The sequence below is a fragment of the Bacillus sp. SRB_8 genome (genome assembly GCF_003264205.1).
Lineage (GTDB): Bacteria > Bacillota > Bacilli > Bacillales > Bacillaceae_G > Bacillus_A > Bacillus_A mycoides.
Map to the genome: position 1 here is coordinate 378,543 of NZ_NADT01000018.1, position 14,683 is coordinate 393,225.

The 14,683-nt window shown below is 36.4% G+C and carries 17 protein-coding genes; 1 reads left to right on the forward strand and 16 read right to left on the reverse strand.

From position 1 onward, the window contains the following. Nucleotides 1–68 precede the first annotated feature (68 nt). Nucleotides 69–614, reverse strand: coding sequence for a GNAT family N-acetyltransferase (locus tag B5P40_RS11995; protein ID WP_002015105.1), 546 nt, complete (start codon nucleotides 612–614; stop codon nucleotides 69–71). A 188-nt stretch (nucleotides 615–802) separates the two neighbouring features. On the opposite strand from B5P40_RS11995, the gene prli42 reads away from it, so the two are divergent. After that, nucleotides 803–895, forward strand: coding sequence for a stressosome-associated protein Prli42 (gene prli42, locus B5P40_RS32755; RefSeq protein WP_000549036.1), 93 nt, complete (start codon nucleotides 803–805; stop codon nucleotides 893–895). Between the two features lie 90 nt (nucleotides 896–985). Here prli42 and B5P40_RS12000 read toward each other — a convergent pair whose 3' ends face one another. The 15 genes from B5P40_RS12000 to buk all read right to left on the reverse strand — a co-directional run bounded on the left by B5P40_RS12000 (nucleotide 986) and on the right by buk (nucleotide 14,680). Next, nucleotides 986–1,225: a DUF3894 domain-containing protein gene (locus B5P40_RS12000; protein ID WP_002088543.1), complete on the reverse strand. Its 240-nt coding sequence runs from the start codon at nucleotides 1,223–1,225 to the stop codon at nucleotides 986–988. A 64-nt stretch (nucleotides 1,226–1,289) separates the two neighbouring features. After that, on the reverse strand, nucleotides 1,290–1,850 hold the full coding sequence (locus B5P40_RS12005; RefSeq protein ID WP_002015103.1) for a L,D-transpeptidase: 561 nt from the start codon (nucleotides 1,848–1,850) through the stop codon (nucleotides 1,290–1,292). Nucleotides 1,851–1,866: 16 nt separating this feature from the next. Then, a complete protein-coding gene (locus tag B5P40_RS12010) occupies nucleotides 1,867–2,835 on the reverse strand; it encodes an aromatic acid exporter family protein (RefSeq protein WP_002033971.1) in 969 nt (322 codons plus the stop codon). A gap of 100 nt (nucleotides 2,836–2,935) precedes the next feature. After that, nucleotides 2,936–3,658, reverse strand: coding sequence for an amino acid ABC transporter ATP-binding protein (locus tag B5P40_RS12015; protein WP_002088545.1), 723 nt, complete (start codon nucleotides 3,656–3,658; stop codon nucleotides 2,936–2,938). Beyond that, complete coding sequence (locus tag B5P40_RS12020; protein ID WP_002067073.1) at nucleotides 3,651–4,310, reverse strand: amino acid ABC transporter permease; 660 nt, start codon at nucleotides 4,308–4,310, stop codon at nucleotides 3,651–3,653. The genes B5P40_RS12015 and B5P40_RS12020 overlap by 8 nt, the downstream gene beginning before the upstream one ends. A gap of 36 nt (nucleotides 4,311–4,346) precedes the next feature. After that, nucleotides 4,347–5,126, reverse strand: coding sequence for a transporter substrate-binding domain-containing protein (locus B5P40_RS12025; RefSeq protein WP_002129023.1), 780 nt, complete (start codon nucleotides 5,124–5,126; stop codon nucleotides 4,347–4,349). A 251-nt stretch (nucleotides 5,127–5,377) separates the two neighbouring features. Continuing rightward, nucleotides 5,378–5,791: a BrxA/BrxB family bacilliredoxin gene (locus B5P40_RS12030; protein WP_002008492.1), complete on the reverse strand. Its 414-nt coding sequence runs from the start codon at nucleotides 5,789–5,791 to the stop codon at nucleotides 5,378–5,380. Between the two features lie 144 nt (nucleotides 5,792–5,935). Further along, nucleotides 5,936–6,394 (reverse strand): NUDIX hydrolase, encoded by a 459-nt coding sequence (locus B5P40_RS12035; protein WP_033709417.1) that lies wholly within the window; start codon nucleotides 6,392–6,394, stop codon nucleotides 5,936–5,938. A gap of 70 nt (nucleotides 6,395–6,464) precedes the next feature. After that, nucleotides 6,465–7,169: a DUF421 domain-containing protein gene (locus tag B5P40_RS12040; protein WP_002033965.1), complete on the reverse strand. Its 705-nt coding sequence runs from the start codon at nucleotides 7,167–7,169 to the stop codon at nucleotides 6,465–6,467. Nucleotides 7,170–7,273: 104 nt separating this feature from the next. Beyond that, complete coding sequence (locus B5P40_RS12045) at nucleotides 7,274–8,452, reverse strand: FtsW/RodA/SpoVE family cell cycle protein (protein ID WP_002129028.1); 1,179 nt, start codon at nucleotides 8,450–8,452, stop codon at nucleotides 7,274–7,276. 340 nt (nucleotides 8,453–8,792) lie between these two features. Further along, nucleotides 8,793–10,109 carry a dihydrolipoamide acetyltransferase family protein gene (locus B5P40_RS12050; protein ID WP_002184993.1) on the reverse strand — a complete coding sequence of 439 codons (1,317 nt, stop codon included), beginning with the start codon at nucleotides 10,107–10,109 and terminating at the stop codon, nucleotides 8,793–8,795. A 15-nt stretch (nucleotides 10,110–10,124) separates the two neighbouring features. Then, complete coding sequence (bfmBAB, locus tag B5P40_RS12055; RefSeq protein ID WP_000290070.1) at nucleotides 10,125–11,108, reverse strand: 3-methyl-2-oxobutanoate dehydrogenase subunit beta; 984 nt, start codon at nucleotides 11,106–11,108, stop codon at nucleotides 10,125–10,127. A gap of 13 nt (nucleotides 11,109–11,121) precedes the next feature. After that, nucleotides 11,122–12,123, reverse strand: coding sequence for a 3-methyl-2-oxobutanoate dehydrogenase subunit alpha (gene bfmBAA, locus B5P40_RS12060; protein ID WP_000852549.1), 1,002 nt, complete (start codon nucleotides 12,121–12,123; stop codon nucleotides 11,122–11,124). 27 nt (nucleotides 12,124–12,150) lie between these two features. Further along, nucleotides 12,151–13,572, reverse strand: a complete 1,422-nt coding sequence (gene lpdA / locus B5P40_RS12065; RefSeq protein ID WP_002015090.1) for a dihydrolipoyl dehydrogenase — start codon at nucleotides 13,570–13,572, stop codon at nucleotides 12,151–12,153. 4 nt (nucleotides 13,573–13,576) lie between these two features. Beyond that, nucleotides 13,577–14,680, reverse strand: a complete 1,104-nt coding sequence (gene buk, locus B5P40_RS12070) for a butyrate kinase (RefSeq protein WP_002088555.1) — start codon at nucleotides 14,678–14,680, stop codon at nucleotides 13,577–13,579. Nucleotides 14,681–14,683: the final 3 nt, after the last annotated feature.

Here is a 14,683-nt window from a genome sequence, read left to right on the forward strand (position 1 = left end):
CGCAAAAGTTTCGAAATACAAGACAAAAAACAGATGGTTAACACATCTAGATACCCATCTGCCTTCTATTACTCGTTTAACAATACCCAGCGCATATGATCTTCCCAGATGCCATTTACCATTAGCATTTTTCGAGATACACCTTCATATTGAAATCCTATCTTCGTCACTACTTGTATAGATGCTAAATTTCGTGGCATAATTGGTGCTTCTATACGATGTAAATGAAATTCTTCAAAGGTAACTTGAATTGCTTTTCTAAGCGCTTCTGTTGTGTAACCTTTATTCAATTCTTCCTTATCTAATTTATAACCGAGTACACAAGATTGATAAATTCCGCGAACAATTAGATTAAATGAAATACATCCAATAATTTTTGTATCATCACCCTTTTTAAAAATCCAAAGCCTGATAATCTTGCCTTCCGCGAACTCTTTTCTATCCTTTTGTAACTTTTTCTTTTGATAATCTAACGTGAAAAACCCCTCCGGTCTATACTCTTCCCACGCTTTTAAAAATTCACGATTTTTGTCGTAATATTGAAGAACTTTTTCCGCATACGACTCATCAATTTCTCTTAAATGTAAACGATCTGTCTCGTATATTTTCATCATTGTATCTCCATTCTTCAGCTTGCATAAAAAAAAATTAATAATCTATCTTTTAACATATTCTCTACGTATGCTCAAATTTCCTGTAATATTTTGCACCCCCTTCCCGAATTTTGTCCTTTCTCTCCCCTTGTCCACAATTTCATTTCTCGTTACAATGAAATTGTACTGATTTGCAAGGAGGTTTAACGATGCATAAAAAAGCTCAAAAAATTATGGTTTATATAATGCTAATTTCTATGCTTGTAACAACATTACTTACTGGCGCAAGTATGTTTTGGTAAAAAGGACGATTCACTCGTCCTTTTTTTACTGCTTACACATACAAAATAGACCATCTCGAAATCGAGATAGTCTATCTTGTAATGAACATTTTATTTTATATATATTACAATTGCTACAATGCTAAAGGAAAAGGCCATTACAAGTGCTATTACAAAACTTGTATATTGTTTCTGCTGAAATGCCCCAATAACAAAAGTAAGATTGAGTAATGCCATAAATACAATCGCTACAACGTAAGAACATATATTAAAAGTTGCCAATATGAATGTAATAACAAATAGAAAACCAACACAAAACTGCATGTAAGAAATTTTTGGATTTAAATACATATGAGCAACCCCTTTACTCAATTATCTTTATATATTCTCATTAACGCATGGTTATGTACACATGTCAAGACAACTTATAATAAAAGAAAAAGCCAACCGTTTCGTTGACTTTTCCAAATACTATGGCCCCTTTTTCCTTCGCCAATTGCTGAAATGTTTTTTTCGATTTCACAATCGATACTTTCGTTCCAATTGGAATACGATCAAACAAATATTCCACATCATGTTTCTTCATTCTTATACATCCTTGCGAAATATATTTTCCAATTGAACTAGGCTGGTTTGTCCCGTGTATCCCATACTTACTTCCATCCGTTCCTCTTGCATTAAATCCCATCCACCTCGATCCAAGTGGATTTTTTGGAGAGCCCCCAGGAATATCCTTCGCAATATAATAGGGATCCTTCGCCTTCAATACAATGTCAAAAGTTCCTTCTGGGGTTAATTCATTTGTTTTCCCTGTCGCTACTGGAAAAACCTTTTGGATCTTCCCATCATCGATGTAAGCTAGTTTATTCGTTGCTTTATTTACAATTATAAAAGGATCTCCAGCACGTGGGTTATCACCAAGAGGCCAGATCGGTGATAGAGAAAGACATAATAATAAAGAAAGAAGATACGGCATATATAGTTCCTACCTTCTAAATAAGTTCTTTTATATTATCCTTTCCCTTAAAACGACTTTTAATGAGTAAATATTGCTCCATCTCATAAACAAGTTGAACAAGTTTTGCACGTATTTCAAATTCTTCTCGCGAGACTGGTAAAGGCATTTCTCTAAATACTTCTCGCATTTCTTGAAGTTGTCTTAACGAAATGACCCCTGTACTTTCAGGTCGAATAGAATTCCCTATATTTTCAATTACGTCTGCAATCATATCAGCTTGTTCATACGTCCAAGATAGTGATGCAGCTAATGGTATCATGCGCTCCAAAATTTCAAATTGTTGCATACGCATATCAAAATACCGATAATAATAGTCATCTTCACGCATAAATTCATTCTCAAGTTTTTTAAATGATAAATCTTTCGCTTCTTTCAGCATCATTTCTGTTTCAATTAATTCGGCCCCACTCCAATTACTATCTCGATTCCGTAAATAAACGACCATTTCAAACAAAATCGTTCTGAAATGCTCTTCTATTTTTCCTTGATACTCTTTCAGTTTATTCTCACTGCTTGGCATGTACATGTTTACTAATAAAGCGACACTAATTCCAATCGTTAATATAGCAATTTCATTACCAACTATAGACCATGTAATTTGCTTTAATGAATACAGATGCATAACGATAACCGAACTCGTGACAATCCCTTCTTGAATTTTGCACATAACTGCAGTTGGAATAAAGGTAAGCAGTAATACGCTAATCGCTAGTGGTGTATAACCAATCGTTTCAAAAATACAAAACGCAAATACCATCGATAATACACAAGCTAAAAAACGGTGCAACGATACTTGAACGGATTTTCGTTTCGTATTTTGCACACATAAAATGACTAAAATACCAGCTGAACTATAAAATTCTAATCCTAATAACTGAGCAATAAAAACTGCCGCTCCCGTTCCAAGCGCTGTTTTCACTGTTCTATATCCAATTTTAAACATATCATTACTCCTATATGTATAAATGTATTTAAAAATAGTATAAAAAAAGGATGACGCAATGTCATCCTTTTCTACCTATTATTCACGTACCCTTCACATATTACAATATCTTTTGCAAAAATTCTTTTGCACGGTCACTTTTTGGTGCTGTAAAAAACTCTTCCGGATTACTATCTTCTACGAGCTTTCCACCATCTAAAAAGAGAACACGGTCTGCTACTTCTTTTGCAAATCCCATTTCATGTGTAACGATTGCCATCGTCATTCCTGTCGTAACTAATGATTTCATAACTTCTAACACTTCTTTCACCATTTCTGGATCTAGCGCAGAGGTAGGTTCATCAAATAACATAACTTCCGGTTCCATCGCTAACGCTCTTGCAATTGCTACACGTTGCTTTTGTCCTCCTGAAAGACGATTTGGATATGCATCTTTCTTATCTAATAACCCCACTTTTTCTAGAAGTTTCTCAGCTTTTTTTTCAGCTTCTTGCTTCGTTACTTCTTTTACATTGATAGGAGCATACGTAATATTTTCTAATACAGTCATATGAGGGAATAAGTGAAAATGTTGAAATACCATTCCGACATTTTCACGAACGTGCATAATATTTGTTTTCGGATTCGTTACTTCTTCCGTTCCAATCCAAATGTGACCATCTGTCGGCGCTTCTAATACATTCATACAGCGTAAAAACGTTGACTTTCCAGATCCAGACGGTCCAATAATTGCAACAACCTCTCCTTTCTCAATCGTTGTTGTAATTCCTTTTAATACTTCATTTTTCCCAAATGATTTATGAAGGTTGTCAATTTTAATCACTTTTCTTCATTCTCCCTTCAATGGCTTTCCCGACTAATGTAAGAATAATTACTAATATATAATAAATAAGTCCAACAAAAAGTAATGGCTCAAGATATTTAAATGTTTCACCACCTACAATATAAGCACGGCGCATTAAATCAGTCGCTCCTATTACGGTTACTACAGCCGACTCTTTCGTAAGTGTCGCAAACTCATTCACAAGTGCTGGTAATATATTTTTTAAAGCTTGAGGAAAAATAATATTTCTCATCATTTTACTGTACGGAATACCTAAAGCCATTGCTGCTTCTGTTTGTCCTTTATCGACTGCTTGAATGCCGGCACGAATTACTTCTGACATATATGCACCTGAATTTAAGCTAAATGCAAGTACAGCTGCTAAAAAGGCCGGTATCTCATAACCCATCATTTGCGGAACACCGAAATAAATAATCATTAATTGTAATACTAGCGGTGTGCCACGAAATATTGACGTATAAATATCTGCTGCAATATTTAATACTCGTATTCTAGCAATTTTGCAAAGTGCTAATAACGTTCCTAAAATAAATCCTACCACAGCTGATGCAGCTACAATTTTCAATGTAACTTCTAATCCCTTTAATATATATGGTATTGAAGGCGTAATTGCCGAAAAATCTAGATTCATCCTTTTCATTCCCCTCACAGAAAAGTGAAAGGCAGCTTATTTTCCGCTGCCAAACCATTTCTTCACTAATTTATCCATTTCTCCATTTTCTTGCATTTTCTTAATTACTTTATTAAATTCTTCTGTTTTATCACTATTTTTCGGAAGAGCAATTGCTGCACCTACTTCTTCTGGTGCTTCTTGAATTTCAATTCCTTGTAGTTCTTTCATTTTTTCTAAATAATTTTTTGCAACTGTGTCTTCTATAATTGCAGCGTCAAAACGACCAGCTTTAATTTCTTGTACGATTTCTGGTATACGGTCACGTCCCTCAGCTTTGAAATCGACTTGTTTCTGAAATTCTTTTGCCTTTTCTTCTTGAATTGATCCTGTTTGTACTCCTACTTTTTTCCCTTTTAAATCTTCTAACGATTTAATATTAGAGCCCTTTTTTGAAACGATCATATTTTTTGCAACAAAATATATATCTGTGAAATCAGCATTATTTTTACGCTCTGCAGTTGGCGTCATACCCGCCATAACGAAATCAACTTTTCCTGAATTAAGAGATGCTAATAATCCGCCGAAATCCATGTCTTTCACTTTCACTTCGTATCCAAGTTCTTTTCCGATATATTTGGCAATATCAACATCAAAGCCGATAATTTCATCACTTTTTGAAGCTTCTACGTATTCATACGGTTTATAGTCTGCTGAAGTCCCCATAACGAGTACTTTTTTATTTTTTCCAGTAGCCTTTTCTTCCCCATTACTACAAGCACTGAATATACTTACAATTAAAATAAGTGCAAACGATATTGATAACAACTTCTTCATCTTTATTCCCCCTAATAATGTATATTTAAAAGTTTAATAGAATATTTATTCGATGTTTGTATTGTATCAGCACTTTCATTTTTATGCAATATTTAAAATAAAAATAAATAAAAAAACAGCATTAAAGCTGTTGTTAATGCATGAAAACATGCATAAAACAACAACTTCCTGCATGTTTAATTATTTTAAAAACTAAATAAAAAAGGCGGTACATCCACTTCATTGTGGACGTACCGCCTTTTCGCTTATATTTATAGTTCTTCACAATTCTCTTCGAAATAAGATTGTAGTTTTGCAATAACTTGCATTGGTTCATGACCTTCAATTTCATGACGTTCTACCATCGTTACAATTTTTCCATCTTTTAATAAAGCGAATGATGGAGAAGAAGGTGGATATCCTTCGAAATATTCACGAGCTGTTGCTGTTGCTTCTTTATCTTGACCTGCAAACACCGTTACAAGATGGTTAGGACGTTTATCATAATGTACGGAATGCGCAGCAGCAGGACGAGCAATACCACCTGCACAACCACATACAGAGTTTACCATTACAAGTGTTGTTCCATTTCTTTTAAACGCTTCTTCTACTGCTTCCGGCGTCGTCAATTCTGTATATCCAGCAGAGACAATCTCTTCACGCGCTTGGCGGACAACATCATTCATAAAAAAGTTAAAATTAATCAATCTTTTCCCTCCTCTAAAACTATCTATTTGTATCTTACCAGTTAATGTTTATGAAATACAAGTAAGTTTACTTGTATTTAGGCATAGAAAAGGTGTTAGAGCCCTTGCTCTAACACCTTTTTGTCACTTTTCCATAATTTTCATATATTCCGCAATCATTTTTTTATGCGATCCTACAATATAATCAGGTAGCTCTGTTACCGGGAAGAATTTAAGCTGAACCGCTTCTTCTTTATTCATAACAAAATTCCCTTCGTATTCATCGGTATAATAGGCTGTCGTTACGGATTGAAACTCATCACCGTTTGTTAATTTTGAAAAATAGTTCGCTCCAGAAAATACATTGATTAATCGGAGGTTCTTTACTTCTATTCCTGTCTCTTCATATACTTCACGGTAAGCTGTTTCTTCTGGTGATTCACCAAGCTCCATTAGCCCGCCAGGCAACCCCCATTTTCCGTACGGCTCTGTTCTTTGCTGTAATAATACATATCCACTTTCATTTATAACGAGTACAACAGCACCAACTAAAATTAAAGGGCGATGACCAACTATTTTTCGTAATTCTTCTACATATCCCATCGTATCGCCTCCTTTTTCGTTGTCCACACTATTGTATCATATGTATGAAACGACAAAATGCGTATATTTTTCATTTTTTTAACAAAATATTTATTTTATGTGCTTCATCTACTGTAGCTAACATAATGGATTCAATTTCTGCATTCTTCTCTAAAAACTCTTTCGCCCACTCTTCTGTTTTTCCTACTAAAGCGAGAACGTCCTGCTGAATTCTTCCATCCTTCACTAAAATAAAAGCAACTGGAGATTTTTTCCCCGCCACTTTAAGATCAAGCCGAGAAACTGCTTCATATTCTGGATACTGAAATATAGAAACAACACCACTTGCTTCCCATAATGCTAATTTAATCGTTTGAATATCGCTCACATTTCGCATGCGAAGTTCCGAAAATAAATATTCCGCCGTAATTCTCGCCTTTTTCAAATTGCTAAAATCAATGGCACCATTGTGTATAAGAATAATAGGTGCAGGCTCTAAAAAGCGTCTCCATCTATCCCATTTCAACATTAAAACAGAGCTTATAATATGAAGTACAACTAGTATAAAAGTTGTAATCATTGAACCGAGTAATCCGACCTTTTCATCAGATAGCGCATTAGAAATATTACCACCAAGTAATAACACTAATACAACATCTAAAAAGCGAAGTTGTGCGATGGATCTTTGTCCCATCGATTTCGCAACTAATATTAAAAATGTGTACGCTATAATAGCTCGAACAACCCATTCACCGTTAGAAAGATGCCGTGCTCCTTCAAAAATATGCATATGCATCACTTTGCACTCCTTACATCCCAAACTGCTAGTCTGTTTTAGTTTGCAACGTTTAGGAGCATATATGTAAAAAAGCTGGTTCGTTTAAAAACGAACCAGCTTTTTTACTTAACTGAAAACATATATTTTTTATACGTTTTCCGTACCGATAATATGAGCCCCATCATAATCATATTCGAGAATAAGGAACTTCCCCCATACGATAAGAAAGGTAATGCAATCCCTTTTACAGGCATTAATCCAACGATCATACCAATATTTTGGAATATTTGAACCGTTAGTATTCCTATTGATCCAGCACATAATAATGTACCAAATAAATTATCAGCAGAATAACCGATAATAATTGTTCGATATAGTAGTAACAGGAACAAGAACACAACTAACGCCGCTACTATAAATCCACCTTCTTCGGCAATTGTAGCGAAAATAAAGTCAGTGTGTTTCTCTGGAATATAGACGTTCCCTTCACCAAATCCTTTCCCTTCCATACCTCCACTACCTACAGCTAAAATCGATTGCTGTGTTTGATAGCCTTCATTTGCATTCTCAAATGGATTTAGCCAACCTATAATACGTGATTGTTGGTGAGGTTTTAACAAAGTAACTAATTTATTAAAGAAGAAATCTGGATATTTTACAAATATAAATATTAATGTAGACAATATGGTCACCGGAATGACTGTACATAACGCAATTAATTTCTTTTGAATTCCTGACATAAATAAAATACATGCGATAGCTGCTGCATATAAGAACACCATCCCTGTATCCGGTTGGCTATATACAACGGCCATAGGCGGGAGGGATACTAGCATAATTTTACCTACTAATTGTAAATCCGTTTGGAATGTCCTTGCCATATACTGTGCATTATGTTTCACTGCTATACTTGCTACTACGAGAAGCAATGCGATTTTGAAAAACTCGGATGGCTGAATTTGTCCAAGTACTGGAAAAACGAACCACCTTTTTGCCCCTAACTTTTCAGGTGTGAAACCTGATGGTGGTAATACTTTCAAAAGAATAAGTGAAGCAAACCCAGCAATATAAAGCGGCCAAGACAATTTTTGCAACTGATCTAAGTCGATGCTAGCAACAAGAAGTAACAATACAACCCCAATTATGTAGTTAACTCCCTGCTTCATAGCAAAGTTTGCATCTCCATACTGTCCGGTTTGCTGACTGCTATATATAGCAGTTATACTTATAACACAAAATGCACACAAAATTAAAATTAATTTTACATCTAAACTTTTTAGAAACTCGGTACTTCTTTTCATGACATCCTCCTGAAACATTGTTACAGCAAAATAAAAAACCAGGAGTCAACATTCTTCATGTTTTGACGACTGATTACACATTATCTATAAAACACTTATATAGAATAACTCTCTTTTTCATACAATACAATATATTATACTACAGTTTCGTCAGTAAGATTTGCCAAAAAAATTATTCTTTTCTTATTTTATATCTATATACCATATATCAGCAATGTATTTTCGTAAATTTCTAATACATACTCGTTCATTGTAAGATTGCTGGGAAAAGTGTTGTACATATAGTAGGATGCAAATGAAGAAATAAGATGATAAAAAGCTCGCATAAGCGAGCTTTTTATTAATATACAGATGTATTATTTTCTGACGTATTTTCTAGAATTTCTTTTACACGTCCTAAGAACTTACCACAAATTAGGCCATCTAGTACACGGTGGTCAAGTGATAAACATAAGTTAACCATGTCGCGAGCACCGAACATACCGTTATCCATAATTACTGGGCGTTTTACAATTGATTCAACTTGTAAAATAGCCGCTTGTGGGTAATTAATAATACCCATAGATTGAACAGAACCGAATGATCCTGTGTTATTAATTGTAAATGTTCCGCCTTGCATTTCGTCCGCTTTTAACGATTTCGTACGTACTTTTCCTGCAAGCTCTGTAATTTCACGAGCGATACCTTTAATCGTCTTCTCATCCGCGTGTTTAATTACTGGTACAAATAGTTCGTCCTCTGTTGCAACAGCGATAGAAAGGTTAATATCTTTCTTCTGAACGATCTTATCGCCAGCCCACATTGAATTGATTTGAGGATACTCTTTTAACGCTTGCGCTACTGCTTTTACGAAGAAAGCAAAGAACGTTAAATTAAAGCCTTCGCGCTTTTTGAAATCACCTTTAATTGAATTACGGTATGACACAAGGTTTGTCACATCTACTTCAATCATCATCCAAGCATGTGGCGCTTCGTGTTTACTACGTAACATGTTCGCTGCAATTGCTTTACGCACACCTGTTACTGGAATTTCGATATCGCCAGGCATTGTTGGTACAGAAACTGGTTTTACAGCTTCTACTTTTTGTGCTACTGGCGCTGCTTTTGGTGCTTCTGGACGCGCTTCTACTACTGCTGCTACCGCTTCCTCTTTCTTCGCACCTGCTTGCGGAATATTTCCAGATTCCACCAGCTTTAAAATATCTTTACGAGTGATACGGCCATTTGCTCCCGTACCTTCTACTAAATCTAAATCAACATTATGCTCACCTGCAAGTTTTAAAACAGCTGGTGAAAAACGTGGTTTTCCATCAGTTGGTTGTTTTGCTTTCGGTGCTTTTTCAGGCGTAGCTACTTCTGCCTTTGGTTCTTCTTTTGTTTTTTCCTCAACAGCTGTCGCTGCTACTTCATCTGCGCCTTCTACTTGAATAACACAAACTACTTCACCTACAGCTAACGTCTCACCTTCACCAGCGATTAATTCTTTCACAATACCAGTGAAAGAAGATGGCACTTCAGCATTTACTTTATCAGTCATTACTTCTGCAAGCGGATCATACTTGTTTACGTGATCGCCAACATTAACGAGCCATTTACTAATTGTACCCTCTGTAACGCTCTCCCCGAGCTGAGGCATTGTGATATTTTCTACAGCCATGTATAGTCCCCCCGATTAAAATTCCGCAAGTTCACGCATTGCTTTTTCAACTTTATCTGGATTTACCATAAAGAATTTTTCCATTGTTGGTGCATATGGCATTGCTGGAACATCTGGACCTGCAAGACGTGCGATTGGCGCATCTAAATCAAACAGACAGTTTTCAGCGATAATAGCTGCCACTTCACTTATAATACTTCCTTCTTTATTGTCTTCTGTTACAAGAAGAACTTTACCTGTTTTAGAAGCCGCTTCAATAATTGCTTCTTTATCTAACGGATATACCGTTCTTAAATCAAGAATGTGTGCAGAGATTCCATCTTGTGCTAACTTTTCAGCTGCTTGAAGAGCAAAGTGAACACATAATCCGTAAGTGATAACAGTAATATCATCACCTTCGCGTTTTACATCTGCTTTTCCGATTGGTAATACATAGTCATCTTCTGGCACTTCACCTTTAATTAAGCGATATGCACGCTTATGCTCAAAGAATAATACTGGATCTTCATCACGAATTGCAGCTTTTAATAAGCCTTTTGCATCATATGGTGTAGAAGGGATAACAATTTTTAAACCTGGTTGGTTTGCAAACATCGCTTCTACAGATTGTGAATGATACAATGCACCGTGAACACCGCCGCCAAATGGCGCACGAATTGTAACTGGACAAGTCCAATCGTTATTAGAACGATAACGAATTTTTGCTGCCTCAGAAACAATTTGGTTTACTGCTGGCATGATGAAATCAGCAAACTGCATTTCAGCGATTGGACGCATACCATACATTGCCGCACCAATTGCTACCCCAGCAATTGCAGATTCTGCAAGCGGTGCATCAAGCGCACGATCTTCACCAAATTGATCATACAAACCGTGTGTCGCTTTAAACACGCCACCTTTTTTACCAACATCTTCTCCTAAAACGAATACTTTCTCATCGCGTTCCATTTCTTCGCGCATTGCTAATGTAATAGCATCAATATAAGACATTACAGCCATGAAACGTTCCCCCCTATTCTGCGTATACGTGCTTCAATGCATCTTCAGGTGCTGCATACGGAGCATTTTCTGCATATTCTGTTGCTTCATTTACGATATGCATAATTTCGTCTAACATTTGTTTTTCAAATTCCTCAGTTAACACGCCAGCTTCTTTTAAATAAGCTGCAAATGTTATAATTGAATCTTTTTTCTTTGCTTCTTCTACTTCTTCTTTATCACGATAAACACGATCATCGTCGTCACTAGAATGTGCTGTTAAACGATATGATACTGTTTCAATTAAAGTTGGGCCTTCACCACGACGGCCGCGGTCTGCTGCCTCTTTTACAGCTTTATATACTGCAAGCGGATCGTTTCCGTCTATTGTATATCCAGGCATACCGTAACCAATTGCACGGTCTGATACGTTTTTACATGCTAATTGTTTTTCAACTGGAATAGAGATTGCGTATTTATTATTTTCACACATGAAAATAACAGGTAGTTTGTGTACACCAGCAAAGTTTGCTCCTTCATGGAAGTCACCTTGGTTTGAAGAGCCTTCTCCGAATGTAACGAACGTTACTAAATCTTTCTTCTCCATTTTTCCAGCTAGTGCAATACCAACTGCATGTGGTACTTGCGTTGTTACTGGTGATGAGCCTGTAACAATACGATTTTTCTTTTGACCGAAGTGACCAGGCATTTGACGACCACCAGAGTTTGGATCTCCAGCTTTTGCGAAAGCAGACAACATAAGCTCTTTAGCTGTCATACCAAACGCTAGTACAACACCCATATCACGGTAGTATGGTAATGCATAATCTTTCTCTCTATCAAGAGCGAACGCCGCTCCAACTTGTGCAGCCTCTTGTCCTTGACAAGAAATTACGAATGGAATTTTACCTGCACGGTTTAATAACCACATACGTTCGTCAATTTTACGTGCAAGTAACATCGTACGGAACATTTCTAATACTTGCTCATCACTTAAGCCAAGCTCTTCATGGCGCTTTTCTTTTACTTCTGCCATTTTTCATAACCTCCTAAATCCACATTTTTATGCGTGTAACGCTCTTCCATCTACAGCAAGTGCAGCTTCACCAATCGCCTCAGATAATGATGGATGCGGATGAATTGTATGTGCTACTTCCCAAGGTGTTGCATCAAGTACTCTTGCAAGACCAGCTTCAGAAATCATATCTGTTACATGTGGTCCGATCATATGAACACCGAGAATGTCATTTGTTTCTTCATCAACTACAAGTTTTACAAAACCGTCTGATTCTCCGTATACAAGTGCCTTTCCGATTGCACGGAATGAGAACTTACCTACTTTTAACTTATAGCCTTTTTCTTTTGCTTCTTGTTCTGTTAAGCCGACAGAAGCAACTTCTGGACTACTATATACGCATTTTGATACCATAGAATAATCAATTGGTGCAACTTCTTTACCAGCGATATGTTCTACTGCAACAATTCCTTCATGAGAAGCAACGTGAGCAAGTTGCAAGCCACCGATTACATCTCCAATTGCGTAAATATGAGATTCCTTCGTTTGATAAAACTCATTTGTTTGAATGTATCCTTTTTCCACAACAATATCTGTGTTCTCTAAGCCCATATTTTGCGTATTCGCTTGTCTTCCTACAGATACAAGCATTTTTTCTGCTTTAAATGCTTTGTTCTCACCGTTATGTTCAGCTTGAATTGTTACTCCATTATCTTTTACCAATGTTTCTGGTAATACTTTTGCACCAGTTACCACTTTAATACCTTTTTTCTTGAATAGACGTTGCATTTCTTTTGAAACGTCATTATCTTCTAGTGGTAATATGTTTTTCGCATATTCTAATACAGTAACTTCTACACCGAAGTCAGCAAGCATAGATGCCCACTCAATACCAATTACACCGCCACCAACGATAATGATTGAGCTAGGAAGCGTTTCCATTTTTAGGGCATGATCCGAAGACATTACATACTCTCCGTCTAACTCTAATCCTGGTAATGAATTTGGACGAGAACCTGTTGCAACAAGTACATTTTTTGGAATTAACATTTCATTCTCTTCTCCACTTGCAAGTTCAACTGAAATTGTACCTGGCATTGGAGAGAAAATAGATGGGCCAAGAATACGGCCAATACCTTCAAACACATCAATTTTACCTTGTTTCATTAAATGCTGAACGCCTTTATGAAGCTGCGTTACAATCTTCTCTTTACGCTCTTGTACTTTAGCAAAGTTTAGTTCTACATTACTTGCAATAACTCCGAACTCTTCTCCTTTTTTAGCAGTTGCGTATACTTCCGCACTACGTAAAAGAGCTTTACTAGGAATACATCCTTTGTGTAAACAAGTACCACCAAGATTTTCTTTTTCAACAAGTGCAGTTTTTAACCCTAGTTGTGATGCACGAATAGCAGCAACATATCCACCAGTACCGCCGCCAACGATGACTAAATCATATTCTCTTGCCATTATCTCAACCCCTAGCTACTGTTTGTTTTTCTCGTACAATATATTCTTTTGGAGCTTCTTCTTCACGTAATACACGAAGTGCTCCTTCTGCTAACGCTTGTAATTCATCTTCTCCTGGATGTACGATAACATCTGCAATCCAGTGAACACGTTCTTTTATTTCATCGACAAGAATTTTACTGTACGCAAGTCCACCAGTTAATACGATTGCATCGATTTTCCCGTGAAGTACAGCACTAGCTCCGCCAATCTCTTTTGCAACTTGATACGCCATTGCTTTATAAATAAGAGTTGCTTCAGGATCACCTTTTTCAACCATTTGTTCTACTTTAATTGCATCGTTTGTACCGATAAGACTTACAAGTCCACCTTGTCCGACAAGTTTTTTAACCATTTCGTCTCGGTAATACTCACCAGAAAAACACATTTCAACTAATTGTCCTACTGGTACTGTACCAGCACGCTCTGGACTAAATGGTCCTTCTCCGTTTAAGCCATTATTAACATCGATAACTTTTCCTTTTTTATGAGCACCAACTGTAATACCACCGCCCATATGTGTAACTAATAAATTTAAATCCTCATATTTGTGATTTAATTCATCTGCCACTTTACGAGCAACTGCTTTTTGATTTAATGCATGGAAGATACTTTTGCGTTCCATACCAGCAATACCACTTATACGAGCAATTGGCTCCATCTCATCTACAACGACAGGATCCACAATGAATGCAGGAATGTTTAATCCAGAAGCGATTTCATATGCTAAAATGCCTCCAAGGTTTGAAGCGTGATGACCGCTAAACCCATTTTTTAAATCTTCTAACATCGCATCGTTTACTGTATACGTACCGCCTTCGATTGGACGAAGTAATCCACCACGCCCACAAACAGCGTTTAATTTTGAAATGTTAATACCATGAGAATGTAGAACTTCTAAAATCGTTTCTTTACGAAACTCATATTGGTCGATAATTCGCTTATATTTTCCAATCTGTTCTACGTCATGACGAATAGTTTCTTCTAGAACGGGTCTTTCATTATCAAAAACACCAATCTTTGTGGATGTACTACCTGGGTTAATAACAAGAATTCGATTTACAGACAATGT